Origin of the sequence: Marinobacter sp. bablab_jr008 (genome assembly GCF_016464145.1) — a bacterium.
Taxonomy (GTDB): domain Bacteria; phylum Pseudomonadota; class Gammaproteobacteria; order Pseudomonadales; family Oleiphilaceae; genus Marinobacter; species Marinobacter nauticus.
This window is the reverse complement of record NZ_JACDWW010000043.1, coordinates 11,936-35,387: the sequence shown is the minus strand read 5'-3', so window position 1 is coordinate 35,387 and position 23,452 is coordinate 11,936. Positions and strand designations below refer to the sequence as shown.

Annotated in this window: 24 protein-coding genes and 1 pseudogene; 9 read left to right on the top strand and 16 right to left on the bottom strand. The window is 54.0% G+C overall.

Annotated elements, in window-relative coordinates; genetic code table 11:
- Nucleotides 1-148: 148 nt before the first annotated feature.
- Nucleotides 149-427 (bottom strand): metal-sensing transcriptional repressor, encoded by a 279-nt coding sequence (locus JIF53_RS04205; protein WP_011786634.1) that lies wholly within the window; start codon nucleotides 425-427, stop codon nucleotides 149-151.
- Nucleotides 428-507: 80 nt separating this feature from the next.
- Here JIF53_RS04205 and JIF53_RS04200 point away from each other — a divergent pair, with 80 nt between their 5' ends.
- The 3 genes from JIF53_RS04200 (at nucleotide 508) to JIF53_RS04190 (ending at nucleotide 2,385) form a co-directional block, all read left to right on the top strand.
- The gene (locus JIF53_RS04200; RefSeq protein WP_041656491.1) at nucleotides 508-891 is read left to right on the top strand and encodes a hypothetical protein; all 384 of its coding nucleotides are present in this window, start codon (nucleotides 508-510) and stop codon (nucleotides 889-891) included.
- Nucleotides 892-1,035: 144 nt separating this feature from the next.
- On the top strand, nucleotides 1,036-1,674 hold the full coding sequence (locus JIF53_RS04195; RefSeq protein WP_223268881.1) for a HupE/UreJ family protein: 639 nt from the start codon (nucleotides 1,036-1,038) through the stop codon (nucleotides 1,672-1,674).
- Nucleotides 1,675-1,689: 15 nt separating this feature from the next.
- Nucleotides 1,690-2,385 carry a hypothetical protein gene (locus tag JIF53_RS04190; RefSeq protein WP_108019875.1) on the top strand — a complete coding sequence of 232 codons (696 nt, stop codon included), beginning with the start codon at nucleotides 1,690-1,692 and terminating at the stop codon, nucleotides 2,383-2,385.
- A gap of 486 nt (nucleotides 2,386-2,871) precedes the next feature.
- On the opposite strand, the gene JIF53_RS04185 is transcribed toward JIF53_RS04190, so the two are convergent.
- Genes JIF53_RS04185 through JIF53_RS04175 form a run of 3 tightly spaced genes read right to left on the bottom strand, consistent with a single transcriptional unit; the run spans nucleotide 2,872 to nucleotide 4,749 of the window.
- A complete protein-coding gene (locus JIF53_RS04185) occupies nucleotides 2,872-3,567 on the bottom strand; it encodes a hypothetical protein (protein ID WP_199451898.1) in 696 nt (231 codons plus the stop codon).
- Between the two features lie 15 nt (nucleotides 3,568-3,582).
- Entirely contained in the window at nucleotides 3,583-4,317 is a 735-nt protein-coding gene (locus JIF53_RS04180) for a HupE/UreJ family protein (RefSeq protein WP_177187037.1), read from the bottom strand.
- Nucleotides 4,318-4,365: 48 nt separating this feature from the next.
- The gene (locus tag JIF53_RS04175; protein WP_136629954.1) at nucleotides 4,366-4,749 is read right to left on the bottom strand and encodes a hypothetical protein; all 384 of its coding nucleotides are present in this window, start codon (nucleotides 4,747-4,749) and stop codon (nucleotides 4,366-4,368) included.
- An 80-nt stretch (nucleotides 4,750-4,829) separates the two neighbouring features.
- Here JIF53_RS04175 and JIF53_RS04170 point away from each other — a divergent pair, with 80 nt between their 5' ends.
- Nucleotides 4,830-5,108: a metal-sensing transcriptional repressor gene (locus JIF53_RS04170; RefSeq protein WP_136629953.1), complete on the top strand. Its 279-nt coding sequence runs from the start codon at nucleotides 4,830-4,832 to the stop codon at nucleotides 5,106-5,108.
- Between the two features lie 31 nt (nucleotides 5,109-5,139).
- On the opposite strand, the gene dmeF is transcribed toward JIF53_RS04170, so the two are convergent.
- Complete coding sequence (dmeF, locus tag JIF53_RS04165; RefSeq protein WP_136629952.1) at nucleotides 5,140-6,069, bottom strand: CDF family Co(II)/Ni(II) efflux transporter DmeF; 930 nt, start codon at nucleotides 6,067-6,069, stop codon at nucleotides 5,140-5,142.
- 150 nt (nucleotides 6,070-6,219) lie between these two features.
- On the opposite strand from dmeF, the gene JIF53_RS04160 reads away from it, so the two are divergent.
- Nucleotides 6,220-7,530: an MFS transporter gene (locus JIF53_RS04160; RefSeq protein ID WP_136629958.1), complete on the top strand. Its 1,311-nt coding sequence runs from the start codon at nucleotides 6,220-6,222 to the stop codon at nucleotides 7,528-7,530.
- A 125-nt stretch (nucleotides 7,531-7,655) separates the two neighbouring features.
- Here the strand turns inward: JIF53_RS04160 and JIF53_RS04155 are convergent, their stop codons facing one another.
- Nucleotides 7,656-8,078: a tetratricopeptide repeat protein gene (locus JIF53_RS04155; protein WP_199451897.1), complete on the bottom strand. Its 423-nt coding sequence runs from the start codon at nucleotides 8,076-8,078 to the stop codon at nucleotides 7,656-7,658.
- Nucleotides 8,079-8,290: 212 nt separating this feature from the next.
- A complete protein-coding gene (locus tag JIF53_RS04150; protein ID WP_199451896.1) occupies nucleotides 8,291-9,577 on the bottom strand; it encodes a GIY-YIG nuclease family protein in 1,287 nt (428 codons plus the stop codon).
- 534 nt (nucleotides 9,578-10,111) lie between these two features.
- On the opposite strand from JIF53_RS04150, the gene JIF53_RS04145 reads away from it, so the two are divergent.
- The 4 genes and pseudogenes from JIF53_RS04145 (at nucleotide 10,112) to JIF53_RS04130 (ending at nucleotide 13,215) form a co-directional block, all read left to right on the top strand.
- The gene (locus JIF53_RS04145) at nucleotides 10,112-10,939 is read left to right on the top strand and encodes an SH3 domain-containing protein (protein WP_199451895.1); all 828 of its coding nucleotides are present in this window, start codon (nucleotides 10,112-10,114) and stop codon (nucleotides 10,937-10,939) included.
- A 257-nt stretch (nucleotides 10,940-11,196) separates the two neighbouring features.
- Nucleotides 11,197-11,307, top strand: a pseudogene (locus tag JIF53_RS19760) (IS5/IS1182 family transposase); the annotation flags it as partial.
- Nucleotides 11,308-11,552: 245 nt separating this feature from the next.
- The gene (locus tag JIF53_RS04135; RefSeq protein WP_143151237.1) at nucleotides 11,553-12,644 is read left to right on the top strand and encodes a TolC family protein; all 1,092 of its coding nucleotides are present in this window, start codon (nucleotides 11,553-11,555) and stop codon (nucleotides 12,642-12,644) included.
- A complete protein-coding gene (locus JIF53_RS04130) occupies nucleotides 12,601-13,215 on the top strand; it encodes a substrate binding domain-containing protein (RefSeq protein WP_227716182.1) in 615 nt (204 codons plus the stop codon). The genes JIF53_RS04135 and JIF53_RS04130 overlap by 44 nt, the downstream gene beginning before the upstream one ends.
- Nucleotides 13,216-13,230: 15 nt before the next feature.
- Here the strand turns inward: JIF53_RS04130 and JIF53_RS04125 are convergent, their stop codons facing one another.
- The 9 genes from JIF53_RS04125 to JIF53_RS04085 form a co-directional block, all read right to left on the bottom strand.
- Nucleotides 13,231-16,281 carry an efflux RND transporter permease subunit gene (locus JIF53_RS04125; RefSeq protein WP_011784908.1) on the bottom strand — a complete coding sequence of 1,017 codons (3,051 nt, stop codon included), beginning with the start codon at nucleotides 16,279-16,281 and terminating at the stop codon, nucleotides 13,231-13,233.
- 1 nt (nucleotide 16,282) lies between these two features.
- A complete protein-coding gene (locus tag JIF53_RS04120; protein WP_008172291.1) occupies nucleotides 16,283-17,437 on the bottom strand; it encodes an efflux RND transporter periplasmic adaptor subunit in 1,155 nt (384 codons plus the stop codon).
- Nucleotides 17,438-17,460: 23 nt separating this feature from the next.
- Nucleotides 17,461-17,997 (bottom strand): TetR/AcrR family transcriptional regulator, encoded by a 537-nt coding sequence (locus JIF53_RS04115; RefSeq protein ID WP_014420756.1) that lies wholly within the window; start codon nucleotides 17,995-17,997, stop codon nucleotides 17,461-17,463.
- Between the two features lie 64 nt (nucleotides 17,998-18,061).
- Entirely contained in the window at nucleotides 18,062-18,589 is a 528-nt protein-coding gene (locus JIF53_RS04110) for a MerR family transcriptional regulator (protein ID WP_011784906.1), read from the bottom strand.
- 50 nt (nucleotides 18,590-18,639) lie between these two features.
- On the bottom strand, nucleotides 18,640-19,443 hold the full coding sequence (gene lgt / locus JIF53_RS04105; RefSeq protein ID WP_053115065.1) for a prolipoprotein diacylglyceryl transferase: 804 nt from the start codon (nucleotides 19,441-19,443) through the stop codon (nucleotides 18,640-18,642).
- A gap of 39 nt (nucleotides 19,444-19,482) precedes the next feature.
- Nucleotides 19,483-20,367: a c-type cytochrome biogenesis protein CcmI gene (ccmI, locus tag JIF53_RS04100; RefSeq protein WP_228285462.1), complete on the bottom strand. Its 885-nt coding sequence runs from the start codon at nucleotides 20,365-20,367 to the stop codon at nucleotides 19,483-19,485.
- 2 nt (nucleotides 20,368-20,369) lie between these two features.
- Nucleotides 20,370-20,858 (bottom strand): cytochrome c-type biogenesis protein, encoded by a 489-nt coding sequence (locus tag JIF53_RS04095; RefSeq protein ID WP_011784903.1) that lies wholly within the window; start codon nucleotides 20,856-20,858, stop codon nucleotides 20,370-20,372.
- The gene (locus tag JIF53_RS04090; RefSeq protein WP_011784902.1) at nucleotides 20,849-21,373 is read right to left on the bottom strand and encodes a DsbE family thiol:disulfide interchange protein; all 525 of its coding nucleotides are present in this window, start codon (nucleotides 21,371-21,373) and stop codon (nucleotides 20,849-20,851) included. Before JIF53_RS04090 ends, JIF53_RS04095 begins: the two co-directional genes overlap by 10 nt.
- Nucleotides 21,370-23,367 (bottom strand): heme lyase CcmF/NrfE family subunit, encoded by a 1,998-nt coding sequence (locus JIF53_RS04085; RefSeq protein WP_058089887.1) that lies wholly within the window; start codon nucleotides 23,365-23,367, stop codon nucleotides 21,370-21,372. The genes JIF53_RS04090 and JIF53_RS04085 overlap by 4 nt, the downstream gene beginning before the upstream one ends.
- Between the last annotated feature and the right edge of the window lie 85 nt (nucleotides 23,368-23,452).

Genomic DNA, 23,452 nt, shown 5'->3' with positions numbered 1-23,452 from the left:
GCTATTGTCTCAGTCGTCTCGCATCAGCCCGAGTCGCCCGCAGTTTATAAGGAGCGCATTCAGGCACACTGCCAGTCCCTGGTCCACGTGACGGTGGAACCTCTTCGCTGTGATTAACGGAGAGAACGCAAATTAGAGAGTAACGAGATCAAAGATAACGGGCGATTGCTTTGAACTCGTCGACGCGCCGCTGCTGCTCCGGCTCCAGCGGTCCGATGGCATCGTCCAGGCAGTGTTCAATGTGGTCCTGTACCAAGACGCGCTTGGCCTGCTGGATGGCCTTTTCCACAGCGTGAAGCTGCTGTGCCAGCTCCAGGCAGGGCTTCCCCTGATCCATCATGCCAATCACGCTTTCAAGATGGCCGTTGGCCCGCTTCAGGCGTTTGATGATATTCGGATGCGATTGATGCGTGTGATCATTTATCATGTTTGATTCCTATCCCCCGTGGGGGGATGGTATCCTCTTGCTTCGTTGAAATCCAACCACTGACTCGACCATTGAGACTGATGATTTCGGCCCTCCATCAAAGAAAACTGCTTCCGACGCTCGTCATGCTGTTCGCATTGGCGGGCCTGTCGCTGTCGGTGATTGGCGAGTCATTCTCTCACGGTGTGGCCAACTTGGCAGGCGATTGGGAATCGCAGCCTGACGGCCACCCAGGCAGTTATGGTGCGCATGGACACACCCACGATTTTGACGAAGAGCCAGAGACATCCTCAGTGCATCATGATGCTGGCAATCATACTCACGAGACCGTGGACCAGCTCAGGGTTCCGTTTGTTTCCCAAAGCCTGACCGTTCTCCGGCAGCCCGTGCCCTTTGCCGGAGGTTCTCCCCGCAGTTTGCGCTATCGGCTTGAACGCCCTCCAAAAGCCTCTATTCCCGCTTGATTCTTGCCGCTTACGTGGCCCGAGAAAACAAATTCAATTGGAGTCTTTATGTTGTCAAGCTTGCTTGGCGGTTGCCGTGGTGTGCCCTCAACGGGCACAGGCAGTCGTCTGTTCTGGACATTTCTGACCCTGGGCTTTCTGGGTATGAGTACCGATGTGCTTGCCCACGCAGTCGCTCAGGGCGACAGGGGCTACATCCAGGAAATTACCGGGATAAACCTTATTGCGTTCATCTATCTGGGGGCCAAACACATGGTCACCGGCTATGACCACCTGCTGTTCCTGCTGGGTGTCATTTTCTTTCTTTACCAAATGAAGCACATCGCGATCTACGTGAGCCTGTTTGCCCTGGGGCATTCCACCACAATGCTGCTGGGGGTGTACTTCAATGTGGGCATCAACAGCTACATCATTGATGCGATTATCGGCCTGTCCATCGTCTATAAGGCACTGGACAACATCGGTGCCTACCAGCGGTGGTTTGGCTTCCAGCCCAACACCAAGGCCGCCACGTTGATTTTCGGGTTCTTCCATGGTTTCGGCCTGTCCACCAAGATCATCGAATACGACATCTCGCCGGACGGCCTGATTCCGAACCTCCTCGCCTTCAACGTGGGCGTGGAAATCGGACAGTTGATCGCCCTGGCCATGATCCTGATTGCCATCAGCTTCTGGCGTAAAACCGACGGCTTTTTCCGCCACGCCTATACAGCCAACGTTGCCATGATGAGTGCAGGTTTCCTGCTCTTTGGCTATCAGCTCACGGGTTACTTTGTCGCCTGATTCTGGAGATTTGCTATGTACAACACCGATATACCCAACCGTGAAGAACTGCCCAGCACTGCCAAACTTATTCGATCAACCATCATCGCAGCTATTGTGGCGCTGATTCTGCTGGTGACCGTGGTCATGCCCGCCGAGTACGCCCTGGACCCGACCGGTGCCGGCAGATTGCTGGGGTTGACCGAAATGGGCGAAATCAAGGAACAACTGGCTGATGAAGCTGCCGCTGACGAGGAGGCACAGATGGTTGCCGTGCAATCCTCAAGCGATCAGCAGGAAACCGAAGCAGTACAGCCTGAAGCCGAAGAACCCGCTCAGGAAGCTGCCCCAGAGCCAGAACCAGAACCTGCGGCCGTGCAAGAACAACAAGCATCAGAACCAGCACCTGCAGAAACACAATGGCAGGACGAAGTGCGAGTGGTTCTTACGCCTGGCGAAGGTACTGAGTTTAAGCTCACCATGGAAGAAGGTGCTGTGGCTCGCTTCTCTTGGGTATCCGAGGGTGGCCCAATCAACTTTGATACCCATGGCGATGGAGGCGGCCAGTCAATTTCATACGAGAAAGGCCGGGGCGTACCGGAAGACGAAGGCCAACTGGAAGCCGCTTTTACCGGCAACCATGGCTGGTTCTTCAGAAACCGGAATGACAATGACATTACTCTCGTCCTTCGTACCGGTGGAGACTACGGACAACTGAAGAAAATGCTTTGATCACGCAGGCATAAATTGCAATTTTTTTTGGAGCCGGTCAGACAATGGCCGGCTGCGAGAAGAAGCGAAGGTTCATGAAATGGAGCAAAACCAGAGGTTATGAATCAGCTCATGAATGTCATGCATACAGCAATTAATTAAGCTACTGAAATACCGCGTTATTCATAATTTTCCATATCATCGGTGATCGCCGGGTCGGAATAGTTATTCCACTTTATCGTTAGTGCATCCGATTAAGCGGTACCAGCCTTCAAAATTGAATCGAAAGCCGATTCGAAGCTGAGAGCTGCAAATGTCCGCTTTTGTTTAGCTGCTACGGTCGCAAAGCGAACGTTCATCCTCTCCCATGCCTCGGCATTCCATTGCGCTCGATACAAGCCTGGAAGTTCCCTCGACGAATGAATCGCTGAGCAACACTTGGCTGAGAAAACATCCGGCCACATGGATGCACGCGGCCGGATATCGGTGCACTTATCAGAGTTTAAATCACAACACCTTCTTCAACTTTCCATAGTCTCCTCCGGTCCGCAGAACCAGCGTGATGTCGTTATCGTTCCGGTTTCTGAAGAACCAGCCATGGTCACCGGTGAAGGCTGCTTCCAGCTCACCCTCGTCTTCCGGTACGCCCCGGCCTTTTTCATAGGAAATGGACTGGCCGCTTCCATTGCCATGGGTATCGAAGTTGATCGGGCCACCTTCTGACACCCAGGAGAACCGGGCCACGGCACCCTCCTCCATGGTGAGTTTGAATTCAGTGCCTTCTCCTGGAGTAAGAACCACACGCACTTCATCCTGCCATTGAGGCTCCCCAACTTCTGGCTCGGGCGCGGCTTCCTGCTTGGCAGGTGCAGCCTCTACTTCCGATGTCGAGGCAGTTTCTTCGGCGGCTTGATCTGTCTGAGGCTCTGTGGCCTCGGGCGTCTTTTGTTCAATTGAAGATTGCACCGCAACCATCTGAGCAGCTTCGTCAGCCGCAGCCTCTTCGGCGAGCTGTTCCTTGATTTCGCCCATTTCAGTCAATCCCAGCAGTCGGCCCGCGCCAGTCGGGTCCAGAGCGTACTCGGCGGGCATGACCACGGTAACCAGCAGGACCAGTGCCACAATGGCTGCAATAATGGTTGATCGAATCAACTTGGCAGTGCTGGGCAGTTCTTCACGGTTGGGTATATCGGTGTTGTACATAGGGAATCTCCAGAATTAAGCGACAAAGTAACCGGTGAGCTGATAGCCAAAGAGCAGGAAACCTGCACTCATCATGGCCACGTTGGCGGTGTAGGCGTGCCGAAAAAAGCCGTCGGTCTTCCGCCAAAAACTGATCGCAATCAGGATCATGGCAAGGGCGATGAGCTGTCCGATTTCCACGCCCACGTTGAAGGCGAGGAGGTTCGGAATCAGGCCGTCCGGCGAGATGTCGTACTCGATGATCTTCGTGGAGAGACCGAAACCGTGGAAGAACCCGAAAATCAGCGTGGCGGCCTTGGTATTGGGTTGGAAGCCAAACCAGCGCTGATAGGCACCGATGTTGTCCAGTGCCTTGTACACGATGGACAGACCGATGATCGCATCAATAATGTAGCTATTGATGCCCACGTTGAAGTACACCCCGAGCAACATCGTCGTGGAATGCCCGAGGGCAAACAGGCTCACATAGATCGCGATGTGCTTCATCTGGTAGAGGAAGAAAATGACACCCAGCAAGAACAGCAGGTGGTCATAGCCGGTGACCATGTGTTTGGCCCCGAGATAGGTGAAGGCGATGAGGTTTACACCGGTAATTTCCTGGATGTACCCCTTGTCGCCCTGGGCGACTGCGTGGGCGAGCACATCCGTACTCATTCCCAGCAAGCCCAGGGTCAGAAATATCCATAACAGACGACTGCCGGTGCCCGACGAGGACACGCCACGGCAACCGTCAAGCAAACTTGACAACATAAAGACTCCAATCACATTTGTTTTCTAGGGCCGCTCCAGCGGCAGGAATCAAGTGGAAAGGGAGCCTTTTGGTGGGCGTTCGAGCCGATAGCGCAAACTGCGGGGAGAACCTCCGACAAATGGAATGGTCTGCCGGAAAACGGTCGGGCTTTGGGAAACGAATGGAATCCTCAGCTGGTCCACGGTCTCGTGGGTGTGATTCCCCGCATCGTGATGCAGTGAAGGTGACTCTGGTTCTTCGTCGAAATCGTGACTGTGTCCGTGTCCACTGTGACTGCCATGGTGGCCATCCGACTGAAACTCCCAGTCGCCCGCTATCTCGGCCACACCGTGAGAGAACGACTCGCCAATCACCGACAGTGACAGGCCCGCCAATGCGAACAGCATGACCAGCGTTGGAAGCAGTTTTCTTTGGTGAATGGCCGAAATCATCGATTTAAATCGTCGAGCTTGTGGTTGGATTTCAACGAAAACAGAGGATACCATCCCCCCATGGGGGATAGGAATTAAACATGGTAAATGATCACACGCATCAATCTCATCCGAATATCATCAAACGCCTGAAGCGAGCGAACGGCCATCTTGAAAGCGTGATTGGCATGATTGACCAGGGAAAGCCCTGCCTGGAACTGGCCCAGCAGCTTCACGCCGTGGAAAAAGCCATTCAACAAGCCAAGCGCGTGTTGGTACAGGACCATATCGAGCATTGCCTGGACGATGCCATCGGGCCGCTGGAGCCGGAGCAGCAGCGCCGTGTCGATGAGTTTAAGGCCATCGCCCGTTACCTTTGAGTTCGTTCGTTTCGACTCTTCGATCTCATTGTTAATCACACCGAAGAGTCTCTACCGTCACGTGGACCAGGGACCGGCAGCGAGCCTGAATGCGCTCTTTATAGACTGTCGGTGATTTTGGCTGATGCGAGACGATTGAGACAATGGCTGCGTGAATGTTTGGGCCTATCGCCCACACATGCAAATCGCTGACCTTGGCATCGTCGACTTCGACGGCTTGCCTGACAGTTTCCTCCATGTCCTGGTGCTGCTCGTCGAGAAGGATCTTGGAAGTGTCTTTCAACAAGTGCCAGGACCACTTGGTGACCAGAAACGCACCAATAATCCCCATCATCGGGTCCATCCAGTTCCACCCGGCATATTTACCCGCCAGAAGGGCAACAATAGCAAGGACTGACGTCAGCGCATCCGCAAGCACATGCAGGTAGGCGGCCCGGCGGTTGTGGTCATGGTGATGATGGTGGTGACCATGATCGTGCCCATGACTGTGACCATGCTCATGGCCTGCATCCCCCAGTATCCAAGCTGACACCCCGTTGACCACTAGGCCAATGATGGCCACGAAAATAGCCCCATCGAAAGAAATGGGAACAGGCTGGATAAAACGCCCCACGCTCTCGATGACCATGTAGAGCGCAAAGACAGCCAGCAGGATTGCTCCAGTAAAGCCACCCAGCGCATTGACCTTTCCTGTGCCGAAAGAGAAACGATCGTTGCCCGCGTTTTTCCTCGCATACGCGTAGGCGAAGGCCGCAATGCCCAGAGCCACTGCATGGGAGCCCATATGCAGGCCATCGGCCAGCAACGCCATGGAGCCATAAACGATTCCGGCCAGAATTTCCCAGACCATCATCGCCACTGTCAGGCCGACCACGATGAGTGTGCGGGTCTCGCCTGAGCGCTTCTGATCCTGACCAAAGACGTGATTATGTTGCCAATGGTTGAGTCGTTCATGGTGCATAACAGTGTTCCCGGCAAGGCTGATGGTTGGAAGACCTGAAGGCAAAATCTCACTTTTGACCTATCCCCCCTGGGGGGATAGCATGAAATGCTACTGGACTCAGATTTCTACCACAACCTTTCCATTTCTCACGCTGTCACTGATGGAGCCGTGCTTGGGATTCTAAAACACCGAACCTATCGCCATTTATTCCTGGCCCAAGTGGTTGCACTTCTGGGTACGGGCCTGGCCACAGTCGCTTTGAGCCTGCTGGCGTTCGACCTGGCCGGAGACGAAGCGGGGCAAGTGCTCGGTACTGCCATGGCGATCAAAATGGTTGCTTATGTTTTGATAGCCCCGTTAGCGTCGGCACTGGCAGAGAACATACCCCGTCGTGCTCTGCTGGTCTCACTGGATGTGGTTCGGGCAGCGACGGCGCTGGCTTTGCCTTTCGTTACCGAAGTCTGGGAAGTGTACGTGTTAATTGCTGTCCTTCAGTCCGCATCGGCGGCCTTTACGCCAACCTTTCAGTCTACTATTCCAGAGACTCTCCCCGATGAGGACGACTACACCAAGGCTCTTTCGCTCTCTCGACTGGCATACGATCTGGAAAACCTGATCAGCCCGGCACTCGCAGCGTTGATTCTGCTTGCTACCAGCTGGCAGGCGTTGTTTTCAGGTACGGTGATCGGGTTTATCGCATCAGCCTTGCTTGTAGTGTCCGTTGCTTTGCCATCCGGAGCCAAATCAGGGAAACGTCGAGGTGTTTATGACCGAGCACGGGCCGGGTTCAGTATTTTCATGGCAACGCCTCGCCTACGTGGGGTGATGGCGCTGAACCTGGTTGTCAGTCTTGCGGGAGCCATGGTGATCGTGAATACGGTTGTGCTGGTGCAGGGACGCTTCGGCCTAACTGAGCAGCACACAGCCATGGCTTTTGCCGCGTTTGGCGCTGGTTCCATGTTGGCTGCATTGGCGTTACCGGCTCTCTTGAAGCGCTGGCAAGACCGGCAAGTCATGCTGACTGGCGGGTGGATTCTAATTTCCGGGTTGATTCTCACAATGGCGGTGGGATCACTGGAGTGGCTATTGCCCGTGTGGGCTTGGCTAGGCATCGGTTTCTCGACTGCTCAAACCCCCATTGGCAGAGTCCTTACGAGGTCGTCGCATGCTGAAGACAGGCCAGCTCTGTTTGCCGCCCAGTTCTCTTTGTCGCATGCCGGATGGTTGGTCGCGTATCCATTAGCTGGGTGGCTTGGGTCTACTGCGAGTATGACCGTTACTCTGTCAGTACTTCTGGGGCTTGCTCTCGGAGGGCTGATTCTTGCGTTGAAGCTGTGGCCCTCCGTTGATCCATCAGAACGCTGGCATAACCACGTCGACCTGCCAGGCGACCATCCTCATGTTGCAAACGCCTCTAACCCGGGAGTTCACCGTCACAACTATGTCATTGATAGCCTGCATCCTAAATGGCCGGATTGAGATTGCATGGGATGCTGCGAATGTCCGCTTTTGTTTAGCTGGGTCTACAGTGAGCCCTGGCCGCAAAGCGAACCTTGAGATTTGGGCATAACGATGTTCTGAGTCGGGCCGCTGGTTCGCCATCGTCAGTCACCAGCTCGGGCGCGCATTTCCCAATACCCAGCGCGCTCGGTGTCCTTCTGCACGCCTTTTCCTGTGCGGTAAGCGCTTTCAACCTGTTCCATGGCAATCCGGTCGCCGATTTCAGCTGCCCGCAGATACCAACTGAAGGCATTGCTGTAACTCTGTTCTACTCCCTTACCCTCCGAGTACATGTTAGCTACGTTAAGCATGCCCTGAGGATTCCCGTCCTCGGCGAGTGAAAGGTAGCGCTCGAACGCAAGATCATACTGACCCATTTTGTAAACGGCATAGGCTTCCAGCGTTCTGATCATTTCCCGAGCAACGCGAGTCTGGTCATCTGGCGCCTGGGCTGTAGTTGCATCGGGTGCCATAAAGACGAAAGCCGCGAGTACCGCTGCTTTGAGATCGTGCCTGTATGATCGCATGACAACTTATGTTTCCGGTGTTGTGACTGTGAACTGACGGGCTGCTTCCGTGTTGCCGAAGAGTTTGTAACGGATGATAGTGCAACACGCTTTGCCCTCCGGATATATTCGACGATGAACGTGTTTAGATGGGTCTTTGGGAGGATGGGTTCTACCCCGTTTCCACGGACGGTTTTAAAACGGCTGACAACTTCAGAACCTGAGCGGCAACTCTAAGTCGCATCCCTCGATAGCAAACTCAACTTGGTCTGATGCATTTTTGCTTCAGACCGCAGACGGTCAAGTTTTGACTCCAACGTTCGAGTGCTGGATTGAATCTTTTCACGCTCCCCTTCTTCTTTAATTCTTTCGGATGATCCGAGGTCACTCACAAACATACCTCCAATCAATCCACCTATCCAAAAAACGCCAGCAACACCTTCAGACTCGCTCATCAGCATCAGTCCAAGACCGCAGGAAAAAGCGCCAAAGGCAAGACCACGTTTAGGCCAAGGATCATCTTTTCTGGGAGGAAGCTGATCATACTTCAACTTTTCAGTTTTCAATTGTTGCTGCAAAAGATGAATCTCTTGTTCAAGAGCATGGAGTTTGTTCTGACACGCTTGCGCCTGCGCGTTCCGCTGTTGAAGCCTCTCATGATTGCGTTGCTGGACCTCCCTCAAAAGCTGTTCAATGCCGTAATCGTGACGAAATTCTCGAACCTCAAAATCGCCAACTGCACCCAATACCATCTTCACTGCTTTTTTTACTGAGATCTCAAAGAATTCGCGATTTGCAGATTTCCGGTGTTGAGCTAATGCACTGTGAGCCCTTTGTTCGCTGTATACCGAATCTGGTACTTCGAGGCTTACTTCGAGAACAAATGGTGTGGGCACTCCCGTAGTATAAAGCTCGGAAAATCGTTTCTCGGGTGAGCCCGCCGTCCGCCCGACTTTCACTAAATTAGGCATGGATGGATTGCTGGCAATATAAATAAACTCTCCGCTCTTAATCTTCGTCGGTCTCTCCTTCTGGTTGATTGGGTGCATCCCATCGTCAGGAAACTGCGAAGTTTTAAGAGCGTGCTGTTCTGGTAGATTAGACTGATCGTTCGGTAGCTGATTTGGGTGTCTTTTATCAAGCAACACCGGTTCGATCGGCGCAGTGGGATGATACGCCGACAAAAGCTCTTTAATAAATTTCTTATATTGTTGATCTCGGGGATAAGAGTGAATAGTCGCATCTTTTATGAGTGACACCGTGGTTGTTATCGCTTCTGACAGCGGCATCATAAAAAGCTCCGCTCCGACTTTTCTTCCCGATCTCGCAAGGTGCAAATGAAGTTTAGCTTCGCTGGTGCCGGCGTCATCGACTGCGACGCAAAACTGCCTATTGAAAAGCATGCGTTTGCCAGATGAGTCGAGACCTTCGATTGTTTGGCCCGGCACCTGATAAGCCTTTGCAATTCTTACCAGGTTTGGCAAGGAAGGACTGGTTGCTATGTAAATGAACTGATCCATCGTAAACCTACTTATCTATCCCTTCCTTGCACTTCAGAGTTTTCTTTATAGACCACCAATGCCGCTATTTAGTCTAGCTCAAACTGAAGCAAAGACATTGATATGTATGCAATTGATGTAACGATCCCCCAGAAAAACATCAAATTTCAGGGCAATTTATAAGCCTTTAGCGCTGTGTCCGCCTTGGTGTTTGAGAGTTGCCAGGGATGCGGGACGGTCGCAAAGCGAAACTCAGGTTGAGCGATCAATGCCGATGCAATGGCCTCCGTTTGAGGCAGGAGGTGTTATGCGTATCGAGCGGATTTCCATCAAGGCCAGGAGTGTCTACTTCACCGGGGTAAGTCCGGCGACAGGAGCGGACACGGATATCGGATACACCCATGAAAAGGTACGCTGCCTTATTTCACAGGGCGATCCACTTGGGATCTAAGCTTGGAATTGTCGAACTTTTTAAATTCGTCGAAATATAGCTATAGTCTTTGACACGATGCAGTGCACCTATTTTCCGAAGGATGGTCGGAGGGACTTTAGTTTATGATTAAACTTTCAATCTCAATTTTATTCTTGATATTTTCGGGGCTCACATTTGCGCTTGAATCTAGGTTGGGACAAAATTTTGTAATCGCAAACTCTTTAAATGTAAGAGTTGAACCGAATACCAACGCACCTATTTTCGAAAAACTACCAAAGGGCCAGGCCGTCGAGGTTCTCGAATTTAAAAATGGTTGGGCTAAAATTTCAAACCCTAAAGAACAACGAGAAATGTCTTTATGGGTGTACTCAAATTATTTATCAAAAAAACACCCTTCAATCAGGCAATGTAAAGTATTTGATGTTGATATTTCTTTGTCTTACTTTGGTGATTGCAAGAATGGTCTTGCTTCTGGAAAAGGGGTTGCCAAAGGAAGGGACTTTTATAACGGAGAATTCTTACGTGGGCAACCCCATGGTATTGGTGCTTATGAATGGGGGTTAGAGTCTGATTGGGCAGGGGATCGATATGAGGGAGATTTCGTCGATGGCGAAAGAACAGGTTTTGGCACTTATAGATTTGATAACCCAAAGTTATTGAAGACCGGTTTATTTTTTCAAGGAGCGTACGTTTTAAAATGTGAATCCCGACAAGAATGCGAAGATATAATCGACAGGGAAGGCTCTATAAAAAAAATATATTGCAAAAATAAATATAGAAAAACAGAGATGATGCAGGAAGACTTAAGCAATTTGTCGCTTCCTGAGCTACATGAAAAGTACCCGAAAGAAAATATAGATGAAATACAACAATTAAAAATGCTTTTGCCATTCCTGAACCTTTTCGGTGATTTGTCAGATCACGTATATGCCAACTGCATGAAAAAATAAAGTTTAAGATAGGATCATAGGGTGGACCGGCGAGCATAAATTGAAACGCAGCTTCAATTTATGGAATCCCAACATACAGCTCGGAAGGAGACACCAGAGAAACCGCCGAATTTTTGATAGGCGTGAACGTTCGCTTTTGTTTAGCTGCTACGGTCGCAAAGCGAACATTCAGCTTGGAAGATAGCGCCAGCCTAACGGGCCGATTCGTGGAATTGCACTGGAACACTCTGGTCCAGTTGACGGACTTTTTGAACTCGGAGCATCCCTTTCGCACCATCAAGCGGCAGTTAAGTTATGCCAAAGTCCGCGATCGCAGCCTGTCGAAGAACACCAACCTGTTCTACCTGTTCGCGGCGCTCAGCAACATGCGGAGTGACAGGTTCGCCGTTTTTAAGCCATTTTATGCGTCCTTCACCGCAGTAGTTCTTGTACTCTTCCGCCACGTCGGGGCGGCGGCTGCTTCGAATGCTTCTTTGGTCTTCGTGACACGCGCATGGCCCTGTTCATGGAGCATCCATTGGTCGTCGCCGTAGATAATAGGCAGGTCCATGAAGGTCTTAACCCTCCATTAACCACCTCCTAGATAGTCTGTATCCCGTCGTTTACCGCAGATTTGACCGCGCCCGAATGGACTTTACCTATGTATCGCTTGCCCTGCTCGAAAGTAGTGCTGACTGCTTTATGCTGCCTGGTTATTGCAGGCTGCAGTTCGTTGTCCACGAGAACGGACTATCTCGCTCAGGCCGATTCCGAGCGTCAGAACGTCGTCTCCAAGTTTGAGATGGAGGTTGGTCTCGAAACAGCCTACCTGAATGAGCTGGTCAACAGCCATGACCTGGACGCGCTTATTGTCGAAGCGCGCGCGGCCAATCCTGATTTCCAGCAAACACGGCTTTCACTCCAAATTCTCCGTGCTCAATACCGAGCGACTCAGGCGGATCAACTCCCCGACGTCGAGGCTGGATTCGTCGCGAATAACACTGACGGTCTAGATACTGCCTACACCGGCACCGTCAGCATCAGCTGGGAGCTGGATTTGTGGTCGAAGATTTCTGATGAGGCGTCGGCTGCCGCCAGTGACGTTGCTGAACAGCTGGCTCTCTACCAAGCTGCGCGGGATACGCTCGCAGCCGAGGTCATGCAGGGCTGGTTGAAACTGGTGAATCTGAATCGCTCCGTTGCCATCGAAAAGCAACGCGCGGAGCTATTGGAAAAAAACGAACAGTGGATTCTTCAGCGTTACCGCTCGGGACTGGGTGACCTTGAAGATCTGGACAGCGCCCAAAGCTCTGCGGCCAGTGCCAGGGCGACATTGATTGCAGTTCAGGAATCCCTGCAGCAACAGCAAAGGGCGTTGAACCTGTTGCTCGGGCGAAGCCAGGCTAGCACGGTCATTTCCGCCGACTATCCGCAGGTTCTTTTACCCCTGTCCGACCTTGCAGAGCAAACATTGCAGCGTCGCCCGGACCTTAAAGCGGCCTATATGGCTATCAGGGCAAATGATTTTCGAACGTCCGTTGCCTACAAGGACATGCTGCCATCCATCAACCTGGAAACAGCGCTTAGCGAAACAGGCACATCGCCCAGTGACGCCCTATTGCGCAACCCGGTGTGGTCATTGCTCGGTCAGCTACCGCGTTGTGCCCTGGATCGACGAATTGATGGCAACGCATCCAGGTTTGAATCTCAGAGTTCAGATTACTGACACCAACGTGGACTTTTACCGGGATTCGGTCGACATGGCGCTTCGCTACGGCGCGCCCAGTGACACCAACCTGTATGGCTTCAAAATTTGCGATGTGCCGCGCCTGCTTTGCGCATCTCCTGATTACCTTTCGCGTCATGGTCGCCCCATTCATCCTGATGACCTTGAGAACCACAACGGACTGTTCTATCAGTTGCAGGACATCCCATTTGACCTCTGGACGTTCAAACGGGGAGACGAGGAATATCGAGTCAAAATGACGGGCGATCGCGCCTCAAACGATGGCGATCTGGTTCGCCGGTGGTGCGTCGCTGGTCGCGGTCTTGCGATAAAATCGTGTCTTGATATGTCGGATGATCTGCTTGCAGGCCGTGTCACCACAATCATGCCGGACTATGCGCCGCCGGTATCCGAGCTGTGGCTGATTTGTCCTACCCGACAGTCAATAACGCCGGCAATGAGGTTGTTGAGGGATGACCTGCGTGCAAAAGTAGGCGAACTGATGAATGCAATGATTGCCGGAGGCTTTTTTCCTCCGGATCGCTTGTCCGGAGGAAAAAAAGACGCCTGAAAAACAGCGGGTGCGTTATTGATGATAAGAAATTCTCATTAACGTGCAGTACACCACTGGCAGCACCACTAACGTCAATACCGTTGCAACACCCAAACCGCACACGATAACCACCGCCATGCTCGCGAAGAAGGCATCGCTGAACAGAGGAATCATTCCCAACATGGTGGTTACGGCCGCCATAAGCACAGGTCGTACCCGGCTTACCGCGGCCTCAACCACCGCAGTGAATGCATCATCCTGCTGTTCTAACTGAATATTGATCTCCTCAACCAGCACAATGGCATTCTTCAGTACCATACCGATCAGACTCAGAGTCCCGAGCAGCGCCATGAATGTAAAAGGCGCGCCGAGCAATACCAGTCCACCAATGATTCCAATCATCATGAGAGGAACAATCATCCAGATAGACAGAGCCTGTCGGAAGCTACCGAACAACAGCATCGAAATAATGAACATCCCCAGCAGTCCAAGAGGCAGCGAGGAGAAAAGCGAAGTCTGAGCTTCGGATGAGGTCTCGTACTCTCCACCCCACTCAATCGAATAGCCGTGGGGAAGCTCCAGCGCGTCGACCTGCGGGCGGATCCTCTCCAGCACACTCGCCGCCGTCTCCCCCGACAAAGGCATGGGTTCGGCATAAACCGCCAACATCCGCTCCCTGTTTCTGCGTTTTATCAACGGATCCCGCAGTTCCGTATTGATGGCATTGATGACGTTGCCCGCGCTGACATAGCGGCCCTGCTCTTCACTCCAGACATTGATCGAGGTAAGGTTTTCGATGTCAAAACGCTGCTCCTCTCTTGACCGCATAATGATCGGAATGAGGTCGCTCCCCTCACGGTACACTCCAACCTGCTGCCCCTGATTATTCAGCAACAACGCCTGGTGCAGTGATTCGCGAGATACGCCAAGGCGCCGGGCCTGTTCTTCGAGGAACTCCGGTACGATCACGGCTTCCCGATTACCCCAGGACAAGCGCACGCTGTCGGCCAGAGGTTCATTTTCAAAAATTGCCTGCACGCGCACACCGATTTTCCGGAGTTCTTCGGGATCTTCTCCAAAGATACGAGCTTCAAGACTGGCTTTGGCTGAGGGCCCCACCTGCAAAGCCTGCACTTTGTAATGCACGTTCGGGAAGTCTGTACGCAGTTGCTCAATGACTTCCTCCATACGGGCCTCTCTCGACGCCTTATCCCGGGTCTCTACGATCAATTGGCCAAAACTGGCGTATCGCTGCTCCGGTGAATACGTCAACGTAAAACGCTGGGCTCCGCCACCGGTGACACTGGTCACCTGAACGACCTGGTCCATGTCATTCACGCGCGATTCCAGCCGCTTTACGGTCTCTTCGGTTTGCAAGATGTCGGCGCCCTCGGGCAACCAAAGGTCAACAAAGAAGAGTGGCGTTGTGGCATTCGGGAAGAAAGCATTCTTAACCTGTCCCGAGAACGATAGAACCCCAGCCAGAAGCGCGATCGCAAGTGTTAATGTCACGAAGCGATAATGAATCGCGTAGGTCAGCAGGCGGCGGAAGACGACGAAAACAATTCCCTTATAGGGGTCGTTATCGGATGACTGCCCGACACTCTCGAGCTTGTCGGGATAGAACATATCAAAGAAAAACGGGGTCAGAGTGAGTGCCGTCAGCCAGCTCAGGAAAAGCGAGTAGCACAGAACCCAGAACAGGGAGCCAATGAATTCTCCGGTGGTGTCTGGTGAAAGGCCGATAGGAGCAAAGGCCGTAATGGCAATCACGGTAGCGCCGAGCAGCGGGTACCGGTTCTGCGAGACCACTTCTTTGGCTGCCTGCCTTTTGGACTTGCCCTTGGAAAGGCCAATCATCATGCCCTCGGTGACGACGATGGCATTATCGACCAGCATCCCCAGCGCAATGATCAGCGCACCCAATGAAATCTTCTGGAGCTGAATACCGTGTATTGCCATAAGCACGAATGTACCCATGATGGTAATCAGCAGGATCAGCCCCATGAGCAGGCCACTTCGCAGCCCCATGAACAGCAAAAGCACAATAATGACAATGCCCACCGCCTGAGCAAGGTTCATGAGAAAAGCAGATACTGCCTCCTCGACTACTTCAGGCTGGTTATACACTGTGTTCAGTGTCATGCCGATGGGTTGCTGTTTTTCCAGGCGTTTCAAAGCCTCATTGAGACTCTCACCTACATCAACAACGTTGGTGCCCTCTGCAAATGACACGCCGATGGTCAAAGCAGGCAATCCGTCAGAGTGGTAAAGCAAGGCGGGTGAGTCATTGGTCACCCTGCGAACTTCGGCCAGATCGCTGAGCCGGATAATACCCGAATCAGCGCTTCCAACTGCCAGTTGCTCAAGTGCCTGAACGGAATCAAGCTGACCGGTTGGCTGAACGGATAACGACAGCCCTTCACTGCGCAGGTGGCCAGCGTTGCCCACCGTATTCTGCGCATTCAGAAGGCTTGCCAGGTATTCTGGCGAGATGCCAAGAGCACGCATACGGTCACGGTCCAGTGACACGATCATCTGCTCGTCGACACGACCACCGATACTGACTTTTGCGACGCCCTCCAACAATCGCAGTTCTCGCTGAATGAGATCCGCATGGTCACCAAGATCTTTCAGCGAGTAGCCGTCACCACGCAACGTGAGCAGCAGGCCGAAGACATCGCCAAAGTCATCGTTCACGATGGACGTGTTCACGCCTGGTGGCAGACCAGGCTGGGCATCATTAATCTTTCGCCGAAGGATATCCCAATACTGGTCTAACTCCCCTTCTCTGACCGTCTTCTTGAGTTGGACAGTAATCTGCGACAAGCCGTCCGAGTTCACCGAAGTAATGTCATCGATGCCCGGCATCTGCTGGATCGCTTTTTCCAGAGGCAGCGTAACCTCCTCCTCGACTTCAAGAGGCGTTGCTCCGGGATATTGGGTGGTCACCAAGGCGGAACGTAACGTGAACTCCGGGAATTCAAGCTGGCCAAGACCCAGAAACGCGAACATGCCCCCAACCCCAAGCAACAGCGTGACCATCCAGCTGATGGACTTCCGATCAAGAAAATAATCGACCATCTCAGAGCCCGCCCTCTTTTTCCCAGGGACGGACCGAACGATCCCTGTTCATCCGGTGAGCGCCGGCAACCACGATTCTGTCGCCCGGGCTGAGCTCTCCCCGAACAAGCACGCCATCGTTCATTTTCTTACCCGGCTCGACATCCACCGGCTCGACGCTGCCCGTGTTATCGCCATTCTCACCATCGGCAGCAGCCACGTATCGCCAAACCACGCTAGTGCCGGGTTCTGCGTCAGGTGTTACAAGCGCCGCGGTTGGTATCAGCCACGACGGGGCGCTCTCTCCAGCCAATGTGCCGTAATCAAGCAGAACGGTCGCGCTCATCCCCGAAAGCACTGTGATGTCCTCGGGTTCAGGGAGCGTTACGGTAACCTCATAACTGAGCGACCCCTGAGAGGCATTGCTGTCATGCTCTTTGTAGCTCGCGGCGTAGCGTTTATCGGGAAGCTCGGGAAACTGTACCCACGCGATAGTGTTGCCATTGGCGCGAACGTTCCTGGATCTCTGTGGTTGAAGGCGGCGGACCTGTTGTTCAGGCATCTGGAACGAGACGTCGATAGAGCCGGGCCGTTGCAGTTCGGCAATGGCCTGCTGCGCTGATACAACCTGAAAGACATCCACCGGCACCCGTGAAATGACGCCATCAAATGGCGCTTTGAGAACGGTATAGGAAAGTTGGTCCTCCGCGCTGGCCAGTTGCGCTCTGGCAGAGAGGTACTCGGCCTCGGCCTCATCGAAACGGGCCTGACTGATGGCCTGGCGCTCCAACGATATTCGCATTCGCTCGAAGGTGGCCTGTGCCAGATTGAAATTTGACCGGGCGTTTTCCAGGCGGGTTCTTGCGTCCCGATCGTCCAGGCGGGCAACGACCTCCCCTTTTTCCACAGTGTCGCCTGCTTTAACGGCCAGCTCCGTCAGCTCTCCTCCCACTCTGAAAGAGAGTTCTGAATGGTCAGACGCCGAGACTCTGCCCGGATACTGATTGAGCGTGCCTGACTGCGCCTGCTCCAGCGTCATGAGCTTTACCGGGTAGACAGTTTGCTGTGTCAGAGGGGGCGCCTCCGCCGAACATCCCATCACCAGGAGGCTCGAAAGCATTGCAAGCGCTTGTAGGCCTCTCAAGGGCATGGCGGTACTGACCATCTTGAATTTCATAACGCGTCACTCTCCAGAAAAAATTAGGTATTCCGACGATCGGCAACCGCATCCCAAGCCATATTAAACGCTAATTCGATATGCTCATCGGTACCTTCGAACGACCCTTGCAGGCATCGTTGAACGAGGTGGTAAATCGGGCGGAACATAAACGTTTCGAGAAGTGGAAAAGGTACCGGTTTGATCAGCCCGGATTGCTTTCCCTGATCAACTGCATTCAAAAGATTTGCGGCTCGGCTTTCGTTTCGTGCCTGGATCTCGGGAGTCATCCAAGCAGAATGCGTGAACGTCTCGTGGTAGCGGAATAGTTCCGGACGCTCAAGGCCGATCCGGAACAGTGTGTGCCACTGGCGTCGCAGTCCTTCACGCAGATCTTTCCCGCGAGAAAAACTGTCCAGCGCCGCATCAATGACCTGATCGCTGACGTAATAAAATGTCGCCAATAAAAGCTGTTCTTTATCTTCGTAATAGATGTACAGCGTGGCTGGTGACAAACCCGCAGCCTTGGCTATCTTGCCAACCGAGGTTGCTGAAAAACCGTGATCTGCTACTTCCCTCACGGTAGCTTCCAGGAAGGCTATTCGTTTCGAGTCGTCTCTTTGCCGCATTTGTCTGCTCAACGCTTCAAATTGGTCGGCCTAAAATAAATGCACGTTCACTTATTTTCAAACCGAAAATATAGGCGTATACCGAAGTAGGTGCCCTACTGAATTCCTGGACAGAATGGCCATTGGGGGCTCCATCAGGCATCTGTCTCCAAACCTGGACTGTAGTTTTCATGTCGTCACGAAGTCTCTTGAGCTCCTTTAACTCCTGATCCAGTCTGCAAAGGCGGTCTGTGAATAGCTCCTTCAGGTCGCTGCCAGCCAAGCCACCCTCCGTCCCATGACTTAGAATGACTTTGACTTCACGCAGGTTGAATCCCAGCTTGTTTGCCACGCGAACAAACCGTAAGCGCCACAGGTCTTCCGAATTATACAAGTTGTAGCCATTTCGGGGATCTTTTCGTGGCCGAAGTAACCCTTCACGGTTATAGAAACGAACGGTGTCCGGAGAGACATCCGCCAAGTTTGCAATTTCATTGACTTTCATCGTGCCCACATCGCTCGCATGAAACAGATCCCGATATATCAGAGGAGAAAACGCCAGCATGACCACTCTGAAACTCTCTCAATTTGTTATTGCATAAATGAAGTCGACCTTTATCCGCCCGTCGCCACCTTTACGTTATTGATCGGTTGGCTTTTCGACCAAGCGACTAACCCAAGGCCTCCAAGGATCATCGGCAAGGTCAACAACTGCCCCATGGTCACCCAGTCAAGGGCAATGAACCCCAGTTGCGGGTCGGGGAGGCGAACAAACTCGACCGCAAAACGGAAAATTCCGTAGAGCAACAGGAACAGGCCGGACGTTGCGCCCATCCGACGAGGGTGGCGTGAGAACCACCACAGCACCACAAACAGCACAACACCTTCCAGGGCAAACTCGTACAATGACGACGGGTGACGTGGCGCCGACCCCATATTCGGGAACACCATGGCCCAGGGCACGTCGCTGACCCGCCCCGGGAGCTCGTGGTTGATAAAGTTGCCAAGGCGACCCGCCCCCAGGCCAATTGGCACCAGTGGCGCTATAAAATCCGTGAGTTGGAAAAACCGCAGGTTCTGCTTGCGGGCGAAGACCAAGGCTGCAATCAGGACGCCGGTCAAGCCGCCGTGAAAACTCATGCCCCCTTCCCAGACCTTGAACAGCCAAAGCGGATTGTCTGCCAGCTTGTCAAAACCGTAGAAGAGCGCATAACCGACGCGGCCACCGAGAATGACGCCCATCGCGCAGTAGAAAATCAATGTTTCAACAGCGTCTGCGTTCAACCCGAGTCGATGAGCCCGACGACGCCCCAGCCACCAGGCCGCGAGAAAACCGACAAGGTACATCAGGCCGTACCAATGGATTTTCAGTGGGCCCAGTGCAATGGCTACCGGGTCTATTTGAGGATACTGAAGCATAAGCTTCCCTGATTTCGTGTGTGAACGTGCGTTAGGGTTTCAATCAGTAACACGTTCCGCTCCATTGGCTGTCTCCTCCAATCGTTGCCTGGCAACAGCGATACCGCTGCGCATGGCCTGTGCGGACTCGTTATCGCCGAAGCCAGCCAATGCCCGGCGCCAGTAATTGATCGCCTGTTCATAGCGGCCGCCGTCAAAGGCCTCGACCCCCAGTATGCCCAGCGCCGTTGGCTCACGTGGATCCTTGTCGAGTATTTCGTCGATCAGCGCATGCACTTCATCGGTCAGGCTGCGCCCGGCCACAAAGAATTTTATCTGAGCCAGTTGGGCCAGAAGATCTACTCTGCGGCCTTCCAGTTCGATCAGTCGTTCCAGGGCGTCAATCGCCTGACCCGGTTGACCGATCTTCTGGTAAAGCGGAAACAGCAAGGACCAGACCTTGGGATTATCCGGCTGAGTCCCGGCTTCCTCTTCGAGCCGACCAACCAGGGTTTTCATTGAGGCACCGGGCGTGTTGAGCACGTCCTGCTGGGCGGCATGCAGCGCCAGATCGCCATCGGCACCCAGCCATCGATAGCCGATCATGCTGGCAGCCATGACTGCCGTTATCACCAGTGGAATCATCAAACGTCCTGACAGGGGGCGCCTGAGAGGCATTCGGCGATGGGCCTCGGTGTCCTCCAGCAGATTGCGGTCCAGCTCGTGGCGGCCTTCTTCAAAACGGGCGACGTCAATCTCGCCGCGATCGCGGGCGCTTTTCAGGGCTGAAAGCCGGCGTTCATAGACGGCCAGGTTTTGCGCCTCAGCGTGATCATCGGCCTCAAACCGCTGCTGCCAGTCATGGATCGCCCTTGCTCTTCGCAACGGTAGACTCAGGAACCACAGCGCTATAAGCAACAGTGTGCCGATACTTAACCAGAGCATAGTCATTCCGACCTCTCACGATGACGATGAATCAAAGAGGACAGGCGGGTACGCTCCTCCTCGGAGAGCGGCCGCACTCGCCGGTGCCTGCGTGCCCGGACAAAGGCAATCACAACCAGGGCGCCTCCTGCTACCAGCGCTGCCGGCAATGCCCAAAGCAGCCACGTGCGCCCGTCAAGGCGCGGATTGTAAAGAACGAACTCGCCAAAACGATTAGCCATGAAATCAAGAATTTCCTTATCCGCACGCCCCTCATGAAGCATCAGCGCTACCCGCTCCCGCATGTCCGCCGCCACCGGCGAATCGGAGCTGTCGATGGCTTGAGCATCACATTTAGGGCACCGCAATGACGCCGTAAGGTCGCGATAACGCTCCGCCATCACCGGATCCTCGAAATGACGCGCATCAATTGCCGTATCCGCCATCGACTGGAACGAGGCCATCAAAAGCACGATGACCACACAGCAACGGATCTTCAGGGTTAGCGCCATTTCTCTACCTCCATCATGACTTCATCCACCTGGGCGGGCGTTATGTACCCAACGTGCTTGTATCGAACGATACCGTCTGCGTCGACCAGGAAGGTTTCGGGCACGCCATACACGCCAATTTCAAAACCCAGGTCACCGGCAGGATCGAAGATGTTGACCTCGAAAGGTTTTCCGAACTCTTCGAGAAACTGTCGCCCCAGGTCACGGGCGTCTTTATAGTTGATGCCCACCATCTGAATGCCGCGCTCGGAGAGCGCCAGTAGCTGGGGCATTTCCTCCTTGCAGGTCGGGCACCAGGATGCCCAGACATTGACCAGAGATATCTGCCCGCGAAGCAGGGATTCATCCACCTCGGTATCAGGGTCCTCCAGCGTCGGGAGCGTGAACGCGGGAAACGCCTGGCCTATCAGGGCTGACTCGCGAGCACTGGGATCCAGCGAAAGCCCCCGGTACAAAAAGAAGGCCAGGCCAAGGAACACCACAAACGGAAGCAGCAGCAACAGGCGACGCATCATGCGCGAACCTCGCGTGCCGGCCTCATCGATTCGCGGTCAGCTGCGGCTGCACGGCGGCGACGGTAGCGACGGTCTGCCACGGCCAGCACGCCCCCGGAGGCCATCAGCAGCGCACCCAGCCAAAGCCAGCGTACAAATGGCTTGACCTGTAGGCGCATTGCCCAGCTGCCGTCGTCCAGTTCCTCCCCCATGGCCACGTAAAGGTCCCGCAACAGGCCGGGGTCGAGTGCGACATCGGTCATCGGCTGCCCTCGGGCAATGTACAGGCGCTTCTCCGGGTACAGGGTGGTGACAATCCGGCCTTCACGGGCAACCTCGATGGTCGCCGTATCGGCGAGGAAGTTGGGCCCCCGACGCTCGCCCAGTTCGGTCAGCGTAAAATCGTACCCGCCCAGATTCACCTGCTCACCGATATCAAGCCGCACATTACGCTCCATGGCGTAGTTCGACACCATCACCACGCCCACGATGGTGACGGCCAGGCCCACGTGGCCGACCACCATGCCCCAGTATGAAGGGGTCAACTTACGCAATCCGGACAGCGCAGAGGACGCATTGCGGACTTTATCAAACAGGTCGCGCACCAACGCCAGTACTACCCACAGGGCCGCCACCATCCCCAGCGCCACGGCGACATTCCACTGGCCGTTGTAAAGAAACGGTATCGATATCGCAATCGCCAGTGCGGCCAAGCCCGCCCCCAGTAGTCGCCGGAACAGCTCCCGACCGGGCATCTGCTTCCAGCGTGAGACCGGCCCCAGCCCCATAAAGGCACACAGCATGACGGTCAGTGGCACGAACAGGCTATTAAAGTAAGGCGCGCCGATACTGACCTTGCCCAGCCCGAGTGCATCCAGGATCAAGGGGTACAGGGTGCCCATCAGGACCGTGATCGTCATGATGACCAGCAAAATATTGTTGATCAGCAACAGAGCATCCCGGGAAAGCCAGCTAAAGCCCGCATTGGCGCTCATTCGCGGCGCCCGTAGCGCAAAGATCAAAAGCGAGACGCCGACCGTTATTCCCAGCAACGCCAGAATGAAGAGCCCCCGAGATGGATCATTGGCAAAGGCATGAACCGAGGTCAGTACCCCTGAGCGCACCAGGAAGGTGCCCAGTAACGAGAGTGAGAACGTGAAAATCGCCAGCAGTGCCGTCCAGCTCTTGAACGTGCCGCGTTTTTCCGTGACCGCCAGTGAATGTATCAGCGCTGTCCCGCTCAGCCAGGGCAGGAGCGATGCATTTTCCACCGGATCCCAGAACCACCAGCCGCCCCAACCCAGCTCATAGTAGGCCCACCAGCTACCCAGAGCGATGCCGAGGGTCAGAAAGGCCCAGGCAATGTTGGTCCACGGCCGAACCCAGCGCGTCCAGGCCGCATCGAGACGCCCTTCGATCAGCGCAGCGATGGCAAAAGCAAAGACCACTGAAAAACCCACATAGCCCATGTAAAGCATCGGCGGATGGATGATCAGGCCAACATCCTGCAACAACGGATTCAGATCGGCACCGTCGGCTGGCATGCCCGGCAACAGGCGATCAAAGGGACTGGACGTAACGACGATGAAAAGCAGGAACCCTGCGCTGACGACACCCAGAACTCCCAGAACCCGTGCCAGCATATCCCGTGGCAACTGGCGGGAAAACAGACTGACGGCAAAGCCCCAGCCACTGAGAATCAGACTCCATAACAGCACCGAGCCTTCATGAGAGCCCCAGACGGCGGTGAACTTGTAGTACCAGGGCAGCATCGAGTTGGAATTACGGGCCACATAATCCACGCTGAAATCATCCAGAAGAAAACTGGCGGTCAGGCTGGCATAAGAAACCAGTAGAAAAACAAATTGCCCCCATGCCATGGGCTCTGCAAATGCCATCCACAACGGGCGCCGGGTGGCGGCTCCCAGCAAGGGCACGGTCGCCTGAAGCAGCGACAGGCAAAGTGCAATCAATAACGCGAAGAGACCAACTTCAGGGATTGTCAGGGTAAGCATTTCGGGGCCGTGTTCGGTTGCGGGTTCGGCGATGACCGAACCTATCGGTGAAGGTTTCTCAGGTATTGCTTCGTCAGCCAGCCAC